Below are 16,897 nucleotides of genomic sequence, written 5' to 3'. Positions count from 1 at the left end.
GCGGACATCGAGAACGCCGGAACCCCTGGGGTGCTCCGGCCTTCAGGCTCAGGAGGAGCATGCCGACCACGGCAACCGCCGCAGCGCGGCGCAAGAAGTCGTCCCGTCGTGATGACGAGGCGCCCCTCATCCCGATCCTCGCGCGCAAGGTGCGCGAGATCGAGGCGAAGTCGCAGAAGGGCAAGCTGGGACCGACCAACAGGGTCAAGTTCCAGGTGATCGCCTTCCTGGTGCGCGAGGAGCGCGCGCGGGTCAAGGCGGATGCCGAGATCGCCGACAACGCCCGTGCCGAGCTGCTCAAGCGCCTCGACGGCGTGGCGACGATCCTGGCCAAGACCGCGGCGCGCGACACCTCGCTGATCCAGCTCCTCGAGGCGGACCAGGCGACCTCCCCGGTGGCCAAGCGGATGCGGCGGGACTGGCTGCTCGAGTCCGGTGCAGAGCTCGCGCCGGAGGAGCTCATCATCGCGGACGTCGCTCCCGTGCAGGAGCCCGTCGTGCCCGCGGCCATCGCGGAGCGCCAGGTCACTCCGCCGTCGGTCGAGGCCCGGCAGCTCGCGAATCCGTTCCTGGCCCCGGACCTCACCCCGCGCGCGACGACCACCCCGCGCCGCCGGCTCGACGGCTGGGAGCTGATGGGGCCGCTCTACAAGGCGTTCGAGACGGGCGCCGGAGGCGCTGCCGCGAGCATGGAGCTCCCGCCGGCCCCGGAACAGGACCACATCTCGCCCAAGGGTCTCGAGGTCATGGTGCATCAGTCGCGCTTCCTCGAGGCGGTGCGCACCGGTCACCGCAGCTTCCTGCTCGCCGACGAGCCGGGCCTGGGCAAGACCGCCCAGTCGGTCCTCGCGGCCTCGGTCGCCGACGCCTACCCGCTGCTCGCCGTCGTTCCGAACGTCGTCAAGATGAACTGGGCACGCGAGGTGGAGCGGTGGACGCCGCAGCGCCGGGCGACCGTCATCCAGGGCGACGGCGACGACATCGACGCGTTCGCGGACATCTTCATCGTGAACTACGAGATCCTCGACCGTCACCTGTCGTGGCTCGCCTCGATCGGGCTCCGCGGCATGGTCGTCGACGAGGCGCACTTCATCAAGAACCTCTCGTCCCAGCGATCGCAGAACGTGCTCTCGCTCGCGTCCCGCGTGCGCGAGCGCACCCCGGGCGGACGACCGCTCATGCTCGCGCTGACGGGCACCCCGCTGATCAACGACGTCGAGGACTTCGACGCGATCTGGCGGTTCCTCGGGTGGACGACCGGCGAGAAGCCGGGACCGGAGCTCATGGAGAAGCTCGACGCCACCGGGTTCACCCCGGCCGACAAGGCCTTCTATCCGGAAGCGCGCGACGCGGTCATCTCGATGGGCATCGTGCGGCGCAAGAAGAAGGACGTCGCGGCCGATCTGCCCGACAAGCTCGTCGCCGACCTGCCCGTCCAGCTGGACGACGAGTTCGGCCGAAGCATCCGGCAGGCCGAGCGCGAGCTGGGGGACCGGCTCGCCGCACGCTACCGCCGAATCATCGAGGCCCGCGGCGATCGGGGGCTGGCACCCGGCGAGATCGACGACGACATCGTGCGCCTGGTGTCGCAGAACGAGCTCGAGGAGTCGAAGGCGGCGGGCACCGCGGGCGACAACGTGTTCACGATGGTCCGGCGCATCGGCCAGGCCAAGGCGCACCTCGCCGCGGACTACGCCGCCCAGCTGCAGCGATCCGTCGGCAAGGTGGTCTTCTTCGCGAAGCACATCGACGTCATGGATCAGGCGGAGGCCCACTTCGCCTCCGCCGGGATCCGCTCGGTGTCCATCCGCGGCGACCAGAGCGGCACGGTGCGCCAGCAGGCCATCGACGACTTCAACGGCGATCCCGAGGTCGGCATCGCGGTATGCTCGCTGACCGCCGCCGGTGTCGGCCTGAACCTCCAGGCCGCCTCCAACGTGGTGCTCGCCGAGCTGTCGTGGACGGCCGCCGAGCAGACGCAGGCGATCGACCGCGTGCACCGCATCGGACAGGACGAGCCGGTCACCGCGTGGCGCATCATCGCGGCGCACACGATCGACACGAAGATCGCGGAGCTGATCGACCAGAAGCAGGGTCTCGCCGCGCGCGCTCTCGACGGGGAGGTCCTCGACGAGGCGGCGGCGGAGCCGGTGCAGCTCGGGGCGCTCATGCACCTCCTGCGGGAGGCGCTCGGGGGCGCGGCGAACGGGCGTTAAATTACGCGGTTCTTGATCGCGATTTCGGCTCATTCGAGGTGTTGAAGCGGAACTTCGACGAATCAGGTGGAGACAGTGTTCAAGATCCGCGCTTTTCGGCACCTCGAATGGCGCGCATGCGCCGGAGAGCGCTAGGGTCGATCGAAGGCAGCGTCGCCGTCCCCCTTTTCCCCGAACGTCTGAAGGCAGCAGCATGAAGATCGGCATCCTGACGAGCGGCGGCGACTGCCCCGGCCTCAACGCAGTCATCCGCGGCGTCGTGCTCAAGGGCACCACGACCTACGACATGGAGTTCGTCGGCATCCGCGACGGATGGCGCGGCGTCGTGGACGCGGACTTCTTCCCGCTCACGCGCCACGAGGTCAAGGGCCTCTCGAAGGTCGGCGGGACCATCCTCGGCACCAGCCGGACGAACCCCTACGAGGGTCCCCGCGGCGGTGCGGAGAACATCGCGGCGACGCTCGCGGCGCACAACATCGACGGCATCCTCGCGATCGGCGGAGAGGGCACCCTCGCGGCGGCCAACCGCCTGGCGAACGACGGCATCAACGTGCTGGGCGTGCCCAAGACCATCGACAACGACCTGCGCGCCACCGACTACTCGTTCGGATTCGACACCGCGGTCAACATCGCGACCGACGCGATGGACCGGCTGCGCACCACCGGAGACTCGCATCAGCGCTGCATGGTCGCCGAGGTCATGGGCCGCCACGTCGGCTGGATCGCGCTGCACGCCGGGATGGCCGCCGGCGCCCACGTGATCTGCATCCCCGAGGTTCCGATGTCCATCGAGGAGATCACCGATCTCGTGTCCAGCGCCCACGACCGCGGCCGCGCTCCGCTGGTCGTCGTCTCGGAGGGCTTCACGCTCAAGGGCATGGAGACCGCCTACAGCGACAAGGGCCTCGACGCCTTCAACCGCCCGCGTCTGGGCGGGATCAGCGAGGTCCTCGCTCCCGAGATCGAGCGCATCACGGGCATCGAGACGCGCTCGACGGTGCTCGGCCACATCCAGCGCGGCGGCTCGCCGTCGGCCTTCGATCGCGTGCTCGCGACCCGCCTGGGCCTGCAGGCCGCGGATTCCCTGGTCGCCGAGGCGTGGGGGCGGATGGTCGCGCTCCGCGGCACCGACATCGTCGAGGTCCCGTTCGCCGAAGCGCTCGGCGAGCTCAACACCGTGCCGCGCAGCCGGTACGACGAGGCGGCGGCTCTCTTCGGCTGAGAGCCGTCGCGCCCTCCGGGATCAGGCGATCCCCGGAGATCAGGCGATTCCGGGGCGGATCGGCCTGGTGCGGCCCATCCGCCTGTTCTCGTGGCACGGAGCCGGACCTCAGGCCAGATGCAGTCCCTGGGCTACGGCGTCGAGGATAGTCGCGCGGACGGAGGCGGAGTCGTGCATGATCTGCTGGTAGTCGAAGCGCAGGACCGTGTAGTCGCGGAGGGCGGCGAGGGCAGCCGCCCGCTCCGAGCGCCAGGCGACGCGCTCGATCACGTCGAGATCGACCGCGTCCCTGCGGACCGCCGCCTCCCAGATTGCGAGAGCGTCGGGACGGGGCAGGCACCGGGCGACAGGGAACAGGACGTTGAGCGGATGCTCGTCCGTGGCGAAGCGGGGGACCGGCACCGGTCCGCGGGCACGATGCACCCGCACGCCGTCCGGGTCGAACCGCGACGCGGAGTGGGGGAGGGCGACGTGCACGGAATCCGTCGGAACGGTCCACCATCCGAGGAGCGCGGCTGCGCTTGCAGTGAGATCAGGCGATCACGCGGCATCAGGCGATCACGCGGGATCAGGCGGATGCCGGGAAGATCCGCCTGATCTCACCCCATCGCCTGATCCCGCTGCGTCGCCTGGGGCCGCTCAGTCCGCGACGCCGAGGGTGTCGAGGATCCAGGCCATCTCGAACGCCCGCTCGCGCCACGAGTTGTAGCGACCGCTGACGCCGCCGTGCCCCGCGACCATCTCGCACTTGAGCAGCACGTCGGCCGCGCCGGCCTCCCGGAGCCGCGCCACCCACTTCGCCGGTTCGACGTAGTGCACGCGCGAGTCGTTGAGCGATGTCACGGCGAGGATGCGCGGGTACCGCACCCCCTCGCGCACGTTCTCGTACGGCGAGTACGACTTCATGTAGGCGTAGATCTCGCGGTCGTGCAGGGGATCGCCCCACTCGTCCCACTCGATGACAGTGAGCGGGAGGGACGGGTCGAGGATCGTCGTCAGCGCGTCGACGAAGGGCACCGCGGCGAGCACACCCGCGAAGAGCTCCGGCGCGAGGTTCGCGACCGCGCCCATGAGGAGCCCGCCGGCGCTGCCGCCCTCGGCGACCAGGCGGTCGGGGGAGGTGACTCCCGTCGACACGAGGTGCTGGGCGCAGGCGACGAAGTCGGTGAAGGTGTTGCGCTTGTGCAGCAGCTTCCCGTCCTCGTACCACTGCCGTCCCATCTCGCCGCCGCCCCGGACGTGCGCGACCGCGAAGACGACCCCGCGGTCCAGCTCCGACAGGCGGGCGACCGAGAAGCCGGGGTCGATCGAGTGCTCGTACGAGCCGTATCCGTACAGGTGCACGGGGCGCACGGCGTCTCCGGGAGCGCCGAACTCCTTCTTCCAGACGAGGGAGATCGGAACGCGGGTGCCGTCCTCGGCGGTCGCCCAGGCCCGCTCCTGACCGTAGGCATCGGCGTCGTAGCCGCCCAGCACCGGGACCCGCTTGCGCAGGACGAGCTCCCGGGTGGAGAGGTCGAGGTCGTACACCGTCCCCGGCCTGACGAACGACGCGTAGCCCAGACGGAGGAAGGGCGAGTGCCACTCGGGGTTGCCGCCCACCCCCGCCGAGTACAGCGGCTCGTCGAAGGCGATGTCCTCCACGGCATCCGTCGAGTAGTCCAGGAGGCCGACGCGCTCGAGGCCCTCGGACCGGTACTCGACGGTGGCGAAGTCGCGGAAGGCGTCCACGCCGAGCAGTCGCCGGCCGGGCTCATGGGGGAGGATCGTGCGACGGGCGCCGCGCGGGTCGTCGGCGGGGACCGACACGAGCTCGAAGTCGAGGGCGTCGTCGTTGTGCAGGATGAGCAGGCGGTCCTCGCCGTCGACGACCGCGTGCTCCAGGGAGTACTCGACGTCCTCCTTGCGTGGCCAGACGACCTTCGCCTCGGAGGTCACCCCGTCGCGCAGGTCGACGAGGTGCTCCTCGCTGGTGATGCTGGAGCCGACGCCGATGACGAGGTACCGGCGGCTGCGGGTGATGCCGGCACCCAGCCAGAACTTCTCGTCCGGCTCGTGGAACAGGCGGACGTCGTCGTCGACCGGCGTCCCGAGCCGGTGCAGCCAGAGGGTGTCGGGCCGCCAGGCGTCGTCGCGGGTGGTGTACAGGACGGCCGTGCCGTCGGGGGTGAAGAAGGCGCCGCCCGTGTTCGGGATCTCGTCCGGCAGGGTCTCACCGGTCGTCAGGTCCTTCACCCGCACGGTGTAGAGCTCGTCGCCTTCGTGGTCCGTCGACCACAGCAGCCGGGTCGCGTCGTCGGTGGTGTCGAACGCGCCGAGCGAGAAGAACTCGTGGCCCTCGGCCTCGACGTTGCCGTCGAGCAGAACGGTCTCGCCCGGGACCGGGACGCCGGGGGAGAGCACCGGAGGCGTCCAGTCGTCGGGAGAGGCGGCCGCCCGGCAGTGGATGGCGTATTGGGAACCCTCCTCGGTGCGGCTGTAGTACCACCAGTCGCCGCGGCGCGTGGGCACCGAGAGGTCGGTCTCCTGGACGCGGCCCTTGATCTCCTGGAACAGGGTCTCGCGCAGGCCGGCGAGGTGGGAGGTGGCCTCCTCGGTGTGGGCGTTCTCGGCCTGCAGGTGCGCGATCACCTCGGGCGCGTCCTTCTCGCGGAGCCACTCGTACGGGTCCTGGAACGTGTCGCCGTGATGCGTGCGGGGGGTCGGGCGTCGGTCTGCGATCGGGGCCTGGGTCACCGCTCCACGCTATCCCAGGTCGAGTTGACCGGCACGGGACAGGGTGGGAGGATTCAACGGGGCCGGTAAACGGAAGTAAAACCCACGGTGAACTCTTCGTTCATCACGTCGATCCCGTCGACATCTCCCTCTTCCTCAACGACCGAAAGCGAACGGTGGAAACCGCAGCCCTCATCGTCGTGCTGGTGATCCTGCTGGCACTCTTCTTCGACTTCACTAACGGATTCCACGACACGGCGAACGCGATGGCGACGCCCATCGCCACGGGCGCTCTGAAGCCCAAGACCGCGGTGCTGCTCGCCGCCGTGCTGAACCTTGTCGGCGCCTTCCTCTCGACCGAGGTCTCCAAGACCGTCTCGCACGGGATCATCCACGAGGAGGGGATCCAGGCGGCGGTCTTCCTGCCCATGATCTTCGCCGGGCTGATCGGCGCGATCACCTGGAACATGCTGACCTGGCTGCTGGGACTCCCGTCCAGCTCGTCGCACGCGCTGTTCGGCGGACTCATCGGCGCCACGCTGGTGGGGGTGGGCGTGCAAGGCATCGACTTCGGGATGGTGCTGTCGAAGATCATCCTGCCCGCGCTGATCGCCCCTCTCACGGCGGGTATCATCGCCTTTGTCGCCACGAAGGCCGCGTATTCGATCACGCGCCGGTACGACCGCAAGCCGGACGGACGCGACGGCTTCCGCTGGGGTCAGATCTTCACGTCCTCTCTCGTCGCCCTCGCCCACGGCACGAACGACGCCCAGAAGACGATGGGCGTCATCACCCTCGCGCTGATCACGGTCGGCTGGCAGAACGCCGATCAGGCGGATCCCCACATCTGGGTCATCGTCGCCTGCGCCGTGACGATCGCCCTCGGCACGTACCTCGGCGGCTGGCGAATCATCCGGACCCTGGGCAAGGGCCTCACCGAGGTCAAGCCCGCGCAGGGCTTCTCGGCCGAGAGCGCCACCTCCGCCACGATCCTCGCGTCGAGCGCCTTCGGCTTCGCGCTCTCCACCACGCAGGTCGCCTCCGGCTCGGTCATCGGCTCCGGACTGGGGCGACGCGGCTCGACGGTCCGGTGGCGGACCGCGGGGCGCATCGCGATCGGCTGGCTGCTCACGCTGCCGGCCGCCGGAGCGGTGGGGGCGCTGGCGGCGCTCATCGCCCTCTGGCTCGGCAACTGGGGCATCGCGATCGATGCGGTCCTCGCCCTCGCGATCATCCTCGGCCTGTTCCTCCGCTCCCGGAAGGATGCGGTCACGCACGCCAACGCCATGAGCGACGTGGCAGAGTCGGGTCTCGCCGTCGAGCTTCCCGACACGCCGCCTCCGACGCGCCGACAGCTGCGCGTCGAGCAGGCCAAGGCCGAGGCGAAGGCCCGTCAGCAGGCGAAGGCCGATGCCAAAGCGCGGACGAAGGCGGACGCTCAGGCGAGGTCCGACGCGAAGAAGGGCACGAGCGAATGACCGTCTCCATCGACTGGTTCGCCTTCCTCCAGGTGTTCGCCGCGGCCCTGATCGGCGCCGTCGCGATCGTGACCTTCTACGCCCTGGGGCTGCGGCTGCTGGTTCGCAGCGGCCATGCCCCGGTCGTGAGCCCGGCCGAGTTCACGGACGCGATCACGGTCATCACGGAGAAGGATCTGCGTCGGGCGGAGAAGCGCGCGGCGAAGGCCGCTCGCAAGAGCCCCCTCACCGCGGGCCAGAAGCGTCTCGCCCTCGTCGGCGCCTACGGGTGCTTCGCCCTCTGCGCGCTCGCGGTGGTCGCCGGGATCTACATCATCGTCGCGGGGCACTGAGGTCGGGTCGGCCCGGCGTCGTAGGCTGGGCCCATGCCCGGTCCCTACGCGTTCGGTCGGCACGAGCCGGCATCGCACACGATCATCCACGTGAGCGATCCGCACTTCCTCGCGGGAGGGGCCCGGCTCGGCGGCCGCTACGACGTGGAGGATTCGTTCTCCCGCACCCTGGAGGCGATCCGAGGGATCCACCCGTCGCCCGCGGCGATCGTCCTCACGGGTGACCTGACCGACCTGGGCGAGCCGGATGCGTACCGGCGTCTGCGGGCCGCCATCGAGCCGGTCGCCGACGAGATGGGCGCGCCGGTCGTGTGGGTGGCGGGCAACCACGACGAGCGACCGGCGCTCCGTCGCGAGCTGCTCGGCGGCCCCGCGACCGAGGAGCCGGTCACGGGGGTCTGGGATCTCGACGGACTGCGGCTCATCGCCCTCGACACGTCGGTGCCCGGGTGGCACCACGGAGATCTCGACGCGCAGCAGCTCGCCTGGCTGGCCGAGCAGCTGGAGAGCCCGGCCCCGCACGGCACTCTGCTCGCGATGCACCATCCGCCCCTCCCGAGCCACCTGCCTCTGTTCGACATCCTCGAGCTGCGTCATCAGGACGAGCTCGCGGCCGTGATCCGGGGGAGCGACGTCCGCGGCATCCTGGCCGGGCACCTCCACTACTCGGCCTCGGGCTCCTTCGCGGGCGTGCCCGTGAGCGTCTCGTCGGCGACCTGCTACACGATGGACGTCTCGCGTCCCGCCGCCGAGGTCAACGGGATGGATGCCGCCCAGGCGTTCCAGCTCGTGCATGTCTACCCCGACACGATCACGCACACGGTGGTGCCGGTCGTCGAGGCCGAGAGCGGCGATTACTTCTCGGAGGAGTGGCTCGACGCCATGGCCCGGCTGAGCCCGGAGGAGCGCCTGGAGGCGTTCTCCCGCAAGCCGACCCGCTGAGGCGCCCCCCAGGGACGAAGCGGCTCACGGCGTAGACTGATCGCATCCCCCACCTTCCGTACCCGCCACGACCCACAAGGATGTGACATGGCTCCTGCCGCGCCAGCACCTACCCGCACAGAGACCGATTCCCTCGGAAGCATGGAGATCCCCGCCGACGCGTACTGGGGCATCCATACCGCCCGGGCGGACGCGAACTTCCCGATCACGAAGCGCCCGATCTCGGTGTATCCCGACCTCATCCGCGCTCTCGCCATGGTGAAGCAGGCGAGCGCACGGGCGAACCGCGAGATCGGCGTTCTCGACGCCGAACGCGCCGGACTCATCGAGCGCGCCGCGCAGCGCGTGATCGACGGCGAGTTCCACGACCAGTTCACGGTCGGTGTCATCCAGGGCGGCGCTGGCACCTCGACGAACATGAACGCCAACGAGGTCATCACCAACATCGCGCTCGAGATGGCGGGACGCGAGAAGGGCGACTACGAGTTCCTCTCGCCGATCGACCACACCAACCGCAGCCAGTCGACGAACGACGTCTACCCGACCGCCGTCAAGATCGGCCTCTCGCTGACGCTGCACTCGCTGCTCGAGGAGCTGGACCTGCTGCGGCTGTCGTTCCTGTCGAAGGCCGCCGAGTTCCACGACGTGCTCAAGGTCGGCCGCACGCAGCTTCAGGATGCCGTGCCGATGACGCTCGGGCAGGAGTTCCACGGGTTCGCCACGACGCTGGGCGAAGACCATAGCCGGCTCACCGAGAACGCGTCGCTGATGTTCGAGATCAACATGGGTGCCACTGCAATCGGCACCGGCATCACGACTCACCCGGACTACGCCCCCGCGGTGCTGCGCCACCTGCGCGAGATCACGGGGCTCGACCTGGAGACCGCGAGCGACCTCGTCGAGTCGACGAGCGACACCGGCTCCTTCATGTCGTTCTCGTCGTCGCTCAAGCGCAACGCGATCAAGCTCTCGAAGATCTGCAACGACCTGCGCCTGCTCTCCTCGGGGCCCCAGGCCGGACTCGGCGAGATCAACCTCCCCGCCCGCCAGGCCGGCTCCAGCATCATGCCCGGCAAGGTGAACCCGGTGATCCCGGAGGTCGTGAACCAGGTCGCCTTCGCGGTGGTGGGCGCCGACATGACCGTGACGATGGCGGTCGAGGGCGGGCAGCTCCAGCTGAACGCGTTCGAACCGGTGATCGCGCACTCCATCTTCCAGTCGATCACGTGGATGCGTCAGGCGATGTGGACCCTTCGCGTCAACTGCGTCGAGGGCATCACCGCCAACCGCGACCGGCTGGGCACCATGGTGGGCGCCTCGGTCGGCGTGATCACGGCGCTCACGCCGTTCATCGGGTATGCGGCCGCGGCCGCCCTCGCGAAGACGGCGCTGCTGACCAACCGGAACGTGGCCGATCTCGTGGTCGAGGCGGGGCTCATGTCGCGCGACGAGGTGACCAAGCAGCTCTCGCCCGCGCGGCTCTCGGGTCTCGAAGCGGTGACGGCGGCGATCCCGATCATCCCGGCGGACGACCTGATCGAGATCTGATCGGCAGACGAGAAGGGCGGACGCCGCAGCATCCGCCCTTCTTTCGTCCCAGCCGGTGGACGGTCAGTCGATGATGCGGCAGTGCGTGGTCAGCTCCCCGAGCCCGTCGATGCCGACCGTCACGGTCGAACGGTCGCGGAGGAAGATCTGCGGGTCCCGCGAGTAGCCGGCTCCGCCCGGGCTTCCCGTGGAGATGAGCGTTCCCGGAAGCAGCGTGAGGGATTGCGACAGGTGCGCGATCAGGGTGGCCACCGAGCGCACCATCTGACCGGTCGTCGCATCCTGCACGGTGTGCCCGTCGACGACGGTCCAGATGTGCAGGTCCTGCGGGTCGGCGATCTCGTCGGCGGTGACCGCGAACGGGCCGGTCGGCGTGAAGCCGTCGAAGGACTTGCAGCGCGACCACTGCGCCTCGGCGAACTGGATGTTGCGTGCCGTGATGTCGTTCACCACCGTGTAGCCCCAGACGTGATCGAGCGCGTCGGCGACCGAGACGTCCTTCGCGGGCGTGCCGATGAGCACGCCGAGCTCCGCCTCGTAGTCGACCGCCTCGCTGAGGCTCCGGGGCCAGGAGGTGGTCTGCTGATGCCCGGCGAGAGAGTTGGGCCAGAGGGTGAACACGGTGGGGGCGGAGTCGGTCTTGAGCCCGAGCTCGCTCGAGTGCGCCGCGTAGTTGAGTCCGACGGCCAGCACGGCCGGGGGTGCGAGGACGGCGGAGTCGAACGACCAGCCGGTGAGTGGATGCCGGGTCGCGGAGCCCTCCGACAGCGCGTCGCGAAGGGCGGAGAGCCCCTCCTCACCGCGTTCGATGAGGTGCTGCAGCGTCGGGGGAGCGTCGGCGAGAAGGTCTGAGACGAGGATGGCGTCGCCGTCTTCCACCACGGCGAGAACCGCACCAGGGGAATCGGGACGGCGCAGATGAGCGAACCGCATGCTTCTACGGTACCCGGTGCGCGCGTGCAACCCCGAGCGCGCGGCAGGTACGGGGCCGGTCTCGGCCCATATGCTCGGGGTATGAGTTCCGGAGGACCGTCCCAGCCGCAGGAGCCGTCGCCCTACACGCCGCCGCCCGCGCCTCGCCACGCCCCGTCGCCGGCGCAGCCACCGGCCCCGCAGTATGCGCCTCCGCCCGCGCAGCCGCGGGCCCCCCAGGGTTCCCCTCGGCAGTACTCGCCTCAGCAGTACTCGCAGTCGCCGTACATGCCGGATCGGTTCTCCCGTCCGCCGTCCTACGCCTCCGCTCTGGCGCAGCCCACGCACTACACGCCCCCCGCGCCCGCCGCGCCGTCTCCTGCCGAGGCGCTGCCCGCGCTGCCGGTGCCCACGAAGAAGGGCCGCAGCGTCTCCCTGTGGCTGTTCGGCTTCCTGGGGTTCCTACTGCTGGCGCTGATCGGCTACTTCGGCTGGGCGCTCGGCCCCTCGGCGTCCGTCATCGGCCTGCTCCTCGCCCTCATCCCGCTGACGATCGTCTTCCTCGGCGTGCGGATGATCGATCGGTGGGAGCCCGAGCCGAAGAGCCTGGTCATCTTCGCGATCGCCTGGGGTGCCGTCGCCGCCGTCGGACTCACGCTGCTCTCCGACCTCGTCCTGACGCTCGCCGTGGGACTGCGCGACGACGCGGTGTCCGCCGTGGTGCAGGCGCCCATCGTCGAGGAGTTCTGGAAGGGGCTCGGCGTCTTCCTCGTCTTCCTGGTGGCGCGGCGCGCCTTCGACGGTCCGATCGACGGCGTCGTCTACGGCGCGCTCGTCGGCGCCGGATTCGCCTTCACCGAGAACATCCAGTACTTCGCCATCAGCCTCATCGAGGGCGGCGGCGGGCAGCTGACGGTCACCTTCGTGGTGCGCGCCCTGCTGTCGCCGTTCGCGCACGCCATGTTCACCTCGCTCACCGGGTTCGCGATCGGTCTCGCGGCCCGTCGGCACGCCTCGGCAGGGGCCGCGCTCGGGGCCGGGCTGCTCGGCCTGATCGGCGCGATCCTCCTGCACGCGCTCTGGAACGGCTCGGCGACGTTCGCCGACTTCTTCGCGCTGTACTTCACCCTCCAGGTACCGCTGTTCGTCGGGTTCATCATCGGCATCATCGCGCTGCGGCGGGAGGAATCGCGCCTGACGCGTGCCCGGCTCGGGGACTACGCCGCGGCCGGCTGGTTCACCCCCGAGGAGGTCACGATGCTGGCGACGCCGGCCGGACGCAAGGTGGGGATGGCCTGGGCGTCCCGGCTGCGCGGCGACCGCCGCCCGCTGATGCGCGAGTTCATCAAGGACGCCACGACGCTGGCCTCGGTGCGTCAGCGCGCCATCACGGGTCGCGACCCGCTCGCGGCGGAGGACGAGCGGGCCCTGCTCATCCGCACCCGCGCGACGCGTGCGGCGCTGCTCGCGTACTGAGCCGAGGCGGATGCCGGTGAAAACACTCAGCGCCCGGTGCTGCGGCGATGCCTGCATGTCTACCGGGCGCTGAGTTGGTCTTCCCCCAGCGTGCACCCGCCTCGCAGACGTGTCAAGACCGGGATCGCTGGTCGCCGTCCCGTCGAGCCGGTGTTCGCTGTGAGCAGGTGCGCGGCCGTTGACCCGCTCCGTGCGGCTCGGGTTGACTGGATGCATGACTGATCGCACAAAGCCCGAGTTCGACGCCCCCACCGGCCCCGCCCCGACGGAGCTGGTCATCCGCGACATCATCGAAGGCGACGGCACCGAGGCGAAGCCCGGCGACACCGTCACCGTCCACTACGCCGGCGTGGAGTTCGACTCCGGCGAGGAGTTCGACTCCTCCTGGGGTCGGGGCGAGACCATCCAGTTCCCGCTCCGCGGCCTGATCCAGGGCTGGCAGGACGGCATCCCCGGCATGAAGGTCGGCGGCCGCCGCGAGCTGGTGATCCCGCCGCACCTCGCCTACGGTCCCGCAGGAGGCGGGCACTTCCTCTCAGGCAAGACGCTGATCTTCATCATCGATCTCGTCGCGGTCGACTGAGACCCCGTCATCGAGACGCCCCGTCCCCTTCCGGGGGAGGGGCGTCTTCCTCGTTTCGCTGTCAATTCGTATTCATGGGAATATATCTTCACGAGGCAGGGTTCCTATCCCTGTCGCCGCAGATGCGGCCCCCGTCCCGTGAGGAGATTCCATGACCATCGACATCCCCGGCTACCGCCCCGGCACCTGGGTTCTCGACCCCGCCCACAGCGAGGTCACCTTCAGCGTCCGCCACATGATGATCTCGAAGGTGCGCGGCTCCTTCGGCGTCAAGAGCGCGACGCTCGTGGCCCCCGAGAACCCGCTCGACGCCAAGGTCGAGGCGAGCGTGGACGTCACGTCGATCGACACCAACGACGAGGGTCGCGACGGCCACCTCCGTTCCGCCGACTTCTTCGACACGGAGAACTACCCGACGATGGAGTTCGTCTCCACCGGCGCGCGCGTCGAGGACGGCGACTTCTTCATCGACGGCGACCTCACGATCCGCGGCATCACCAAGCCGGTGAGCTTCGAGTTCGACTTCGGCGGCTTCGGCAACGACCCGTACGGCAACTACAAGGCCGGCGCCTCGGCGAAGACCGTCATCAACCGCGAGGACTTCGGTCTCACCTGGAACGCCGCGCTCGAGACCGGCGGGGTGCTCGTCGGCAAGGACGTGACGATCAACCTCGACCTGCAGGGCGCGCTCCAGCAGGACTGAGGCTCAGCTCTTCGAGAACCCCGGGCCGATCACGGCTCGGGGTTCTCTGCGTCGTATTCGCGGAACCGCGGGCTGCGCTGCACGAGGAACGCGACGAGCGCGATCACGATCACCCCGCCGAGCAGGGGTGGGAACCACAGGGCCGTGAAGGTCGAGAGCGTGCCCGCGTAGAGGGCGCCGACCCGGGGCCCACCGGCGACGACGACGATGAAGACGCCCTGCAGGCGGCCCCGCATGGCATCCGGAACCGCGGCCTGCATCATCGTGTTGCGGTAGATCGAGCTGACGTTGTCGGCGGCGCCCGACAGGGCGAGAGCGATGCACGCCGCGACGATCAGCGCGATGTTCGGCGACGTCTCGGACACCGGGGGCAGCAGGGCTCCGAGAAGGAGCACGGCGCCGAAGGCGAGGATCGACGCCCCGTACGCCTCCACCGCCCTCTCGATGCCGCGGCCGTGCCAGCGGTACTGCACCACGCGGCCGGAGAGCAGGCTCGAGGCGAAGGTGCCCACCGCGACCGCGGCGGTCAGGATGCCGGTGGTCAGGGCGCCGCCGCCGAGGAGCACCGTGCCGAGCGCGGGGAAGAGCACGAGCGGCTGGCCGAAGGTCATCGCGATGATGTCGACGATGTACTGCATCCGGATGTTCCCGGCGCCGCGGAGGAACTGCCAGCCGTCCACCAGTGAGGCGAGTCCGGGCCGCACGATCCGACCCTCCGGCCGCAGGGTCGGGAGCGTCCACAGTCCGAGGAACATGGACAGCATGAGCACGACGTCGATCGTGTAGGTCCAGCCGTATCCGGTGAGGGCGACGAGGAGCCCGGCGAGGGCGGGGCCGGCCATGACGGTGATGCCCATCGAGACGCCGTTGAGCGCCGAGGCGGCGGCGAGCTTGTCGCGGGGGATCAGGCGCGGCACGATCGCCGTCCGGGTCGCCATGCCGACGGAGTTCGCCGCCGAGTTGATCATGCTGAGCACGTACAGCCACCAGATTGTCTCGCCGCCCGTCCATGTCAGTGCGGCGAGGAGGGCGGTGGAGAGGAAGGTCACGGTCGCGGCGATCAGTGCGACGCGACGGCGGTCGAAGGCGTCGGCGAGCATGCCGCCGTACAGCCCCGCGAGGATCATGGGGACGAGACCGGCGACGGCGATCATGGAGACGGCGAACGTGCTCCCGGTGAGCTCGAACACGTGGAGCATGACGGTCACGATCGTGAGCTGTCCGCCGATGCCCGCGAGGGCGGAGCCGATCCACATGCGGGCGAAGGCGGGACTGGCCGTCAGGGGGGAGAGATCGATGAAGTGTCCGCGTGATCCGCTCATCGCGGCGCCTGGTCGTGCTGCACTCCTCGAGCGTATCGGAGTATCGCATCCTCGCCCGGGGCAGCGGTCGCCCGGAGGGGACGGCGGCTGGTAGACTCTTCAGGTTGCCGTTCGATCGGCCGCGGATAAAGAGAGCCCACGCATCAGGCGTCGGGCGCCGCGCAACAAGCTGAAAGGGGATCGAATCTATGGCACTCGAAGCAGACGTCAAGAAGGCGATCATCGAAGAGTACGCGACGCACCCCGGTGACACCGGATCCCCCGAGGTGCAGGTCGCAATGCTGACGCAGCGCATCAAGGACCTCACCGAGCACCTGAAGGAGCACAAGCACGACCACCACTCGCGTCGTGGTCTGTTCCTGCTCGTGGGTCAGCGCCGTCGTCTGCTCGGCTACCTCCAGGACATCGACATCGAGCGTTACCGCTCGCTGATCGAGCGTCTCGGACTCCGCCGCTGAGCGACTAGCGTTCAATCGCGCAAAACATTCTTGAGAAGGCCGCCCCAGGTGTGGGGCGGCCTTCGTCGTATCCGGCCGGATGGATCCCTTGACTTCGCGGCACGAGCGATGTTCACTGCCAGTTCGGTTCTCGAAGGAGGCAGACCATGGAGCAGACCCCTGCAACCGGGCCGACGACCACGCGCCAGCCGCACACCGCGGGCCGGCACATCGATGCGGCTCCCGCCGAGGCGGACCCGCGCGAAACCGCAGCCGACCGTCGCGATCGGGCGTGGCAGCAGCTCAGCTCGGCCGTCGCCATCGCGGTCTTCCTCTTCGTCTACATCACTGCGCTGCGCGACGACGGCGTGGAGAGCGCCACGGTTCTGCTCTTCGGGTTCCTGCTGTGGACGCAGCTGTCCGCCGGCGTGGCTCGACGCCCTGGGCGCCCGCAGCCGCGGAGAGCACCCCAGCACCCTCTCCGTGTCGTCGCGGCCGTCGCGGTCCTCCTCCCGGCGCTCGGGCTCTTCGGGGCGGCCGTGTTCGTCGACGATGCGCCGCTCGTTCTCCGTCTCGCCCCGAGCGCGGTGGTGCTCCTGGGTCTGGGTGGATATGGGATCGCCCTGCTGCGGTCGTCTCGCTCCGCGGCCCCGCGCACGCGCCCCGTTCCCGTCCGGCTGCGGGGCACCGCTCGCGTCGGCACGATCCTCGTGGGCGTGGCGCTCGCACTGGGCGCAGTGACGGCGACGGCGGCCGGCTTCCTGGGACACGTGCTCTCCCTGGCGACGATGATCGGCTTCCTCGTGTGGATGCTCGCGTTCTCCTCCGAGATCGGCCTCCCCGCCGTCGGAGCTGCGTGGCGATGGCCCCATTTGCTCTCCCTCGTGCTGGCGGAGGGAGCTCTGATCGCGGTCGTCCTCCTCCCGGTGTCCGCTCCGATCGGGGCGATCGTCGGTGTCGGCATCCTGCTGGTGTTCGTCGGGGCGTCCTTCGCTCCGGGGCGCTAGACGT

General features: G+C 69.7%; 15 protein-coding genes. 11 read left to right on the top strand and 4 right to left on the bottom strand.

Annotated elements, in window-relative coordinates; translation table 11 throughout:
* Positions 1–59 precede the first annotated feature (59 nt).
* Complete coding sequence (locus AB3M82_RS02125) at positions 60–2,216, top strand: DEAD/DEAH box helicase (protein ID WP_412955337.1); 2,157 nt, start codon at positions 60–62, stop codon at positions 2,214–2,216.
* A 193-nt stretch (positions 2,217–2,409) separates the two neighbouring features.
* Positions 2,410–3,438, top strand: coding sequence for a 6-phosphofructokinase (locus AB3M82_RS02120; protein WP_412955336.1), 1,029 nt, complete (start codon positions 2,410–2,412; stop codon positions 3,436–3,438).
* A gap of 108 nt (positions 3,439–3,546) precedes the next feature.
* On the opposite strand, the gene AB3M82_RS02115 is transcribed toward AB3M82_RS02120, so the two are convergent.
* Both AB3M82_RS02115 and AB3M82_RS02110 read right to left on the bottom strand, forming a co-directional pair.
* A complete protein-coding gene (locus tag AB3M82_RS02115; protein WP_412955335.1) occupies positions 3,547–3,915 on the bottom strand; it encodes a hypothetical protein in 369 nt (122 codons plus the stop codon).
* 162 nt (positions 3,916–4,077) lie between these two features.
* A complete protein-coding gene (locus AB3M82_RS02110; protein ID WP_412955334.1) occupies positions 4,078–6,174 on the bottom strand; it encodes a S9 family peptidase in 2,097 nt (698 codons plus the stop codon).
* Positions 6,175–6,329: 155 nt separating this feature from the next.
* Here AB3M82_RS02110 and AB3M82_RS02105 point away from each other — a divergent pair, with 155 nt between their 5' ends.
* The 4 genes from AB3M82_RS02105 (at position 6,330) to AB3M82_RS02090 (ending at position 10,453) form a co-directional block, all read left to right on the top strand.
* Positions 6,330–7,631, top strand: a complete 1,302-nt coding sequence (locus AB3M82_RS02105) for an inorganic phosphate transporter (RefSeq protein ID WP_412955333.1) — start codon at positions 6,330–6,332, stop codon at positions 7,629–7,631.
* The gene (locus tag AB3M82_RS02100) at positions 7,628–7,963 is read left to right on the top strand and encodes a peptidase (protein ID WP_412955332.1); all 336 of its coding nucleotides are present in this window, start codon (positions 7,628–7,630) and stop codon (positions 7,961–7,963) included. Before AB3M82_RS02105 ends, AB3M82_RS02100 begins: the two co-directional genes overlap by 4 nt.
* A 33-nt stretch (positions 7,964–7,996) precedes the next feature.
* Positions 7,997–8,905, top strand: coding sequence for a phosphodiesterase (locus AB3M82_RS02095; protein ID WP_412955331.1), 909 nt, complete (start codon positions 7,997–7,999; stop codon positions 8,903–8,905).
* 87 nt (positions 8,906–8,992) lie between these two features.
* Positions 8,993–10,453 carry an aspartate ammonia-lyase gene (locus tag AB3M82_RS02090; RefSeq protein ID WP_412955330.1) on the top strand — a complete coding sequence of 487 codons (1,461 nt, stop codon included), beginning with the start codon at positions 8,993–8,995 and terminating at the stop codon, positions 10,451–10,453.
* Positions 10,454–10,516: 63 nt separating this feature from the next.
* On the opposite strand, the gene AB3M82_RS02085 is transcribed toward AB3M82_RS02090, so the two are convergent.
* Positions 10,517–11,386: a fumarylacetoacetate hydrolase family protein gene (locus AB3M82_RS02085; protein ID WP_412955329.1), complete on the bottom strand. Its 870-nt coding sequence runs from the start codon at positions 11,384–11,386 to the stop codon at positions 10,517–10,519.
* Positions 11,387–11,653: 267 nt separating this feature from the next.
* On the opposite strand from AB3M82_RS02085, the gene AB3M82_RS02080 reads away from it, so the two are divergent.
* From AB3M82_RS02080 to AB3M82_RS02070, 3 genes are all read left to right on the top strand, one after another.
* Positions 11,654–12,841 (top strand): PrsW family intramembrane metalloprotease, encoded by a 1,188-nt coding sequence (locus AB3M82_RS02080; RefSeq protein ID WP_412955328.1) that lies wholly within the window; start codon positions 11,654–11,656, stop codon positions 12,839–12,841.
* 214 nt (positions 12,842–13,055) lie between these two features.
* Positions 13,056–13,424, top strand: coding sequence for an FKBP-type peptidyl-prolyl cis-trans isomerase (locus AB3M82_RS02075; RefSeq protein ID WP_412955327.1), 369 nt, complete (start codon positions 13,056–13,058; stop codon positions 13,422–13,424).
* 151 nt (positions 13,425–13,575) lie between these two features.
* Complete coding sequence (locus tag AB3M82_RS02070; RefSeq protein ID WP_412955326.1) at positions 13,576–14,127, top strand: YceI family protein; 552 nt, start codon at positions 13,576–13,578, stop codon at positions 14,125–14,127.
* A 29-nt stretch (positions 14,128–14,156) separates the two neighbouring features.
* Here the strand turns inward: AB3M82_RS02070 and AB3M82_RS02065 are convergent, their stop codons facing one another.
* Complete coding sequence (locus tag AB3M82_RS02065; protein ID WP_412955325.1) at positions 14,157–15,449, bottom strand: MFS transporter; 1,293 nt, start codon at positions 15,447–15,449, stop codon at positions 14,157–14,159.
* A gap of 188 nt (positions 15,450–15,637) precedes the next feature.
* Between AB3M82_RS02065 and rpsO the strand changes: the two genes are divergently transcribed.
* Both rpsO and AB3M82_RS02055 read left to right on the top strand, forming a co-directional pair.
* Complete coding sequence (gene rpsO / locus AB3M82_RS02060; RefSeq protein ID WP_055993247.1) at positions 15,638–15,907, top strand: 30S ribosomal protein S15; 270 nt, start codon at positions 15,638–15,640, stop codon at positions 15,905–15,907.
* 146 nt (positions 15,908–16,053) lie between these two features.
* Positions 16,054–16,893 (top strand): hypothetical protein, encoded by an 840-nt coding sequence (locus tag AB3M82_RS02055; protein ID WP_412955324.1) that lies wholly within the window; start codon positions 16,054–16,056, stop codon positions 16,891–16,893.
* Positions 16,894–16,897: the final 4 nt, after the last annotated feature.

It is taken from the genome of Microbacterium californiense (assembly GCF_047246625.1).
In the GTDB taxonomy this organism is placed as follows: domain Bacteria; phylum Actinomycetota; class Actinomycetes; order Actinomycetales; family Microbacteriaceae; genus Microbacterium.
Note: the sequence above shows the minus strand (reverse complement) of the source record. Positions and strands in the feature narration are given on the sequence as shown.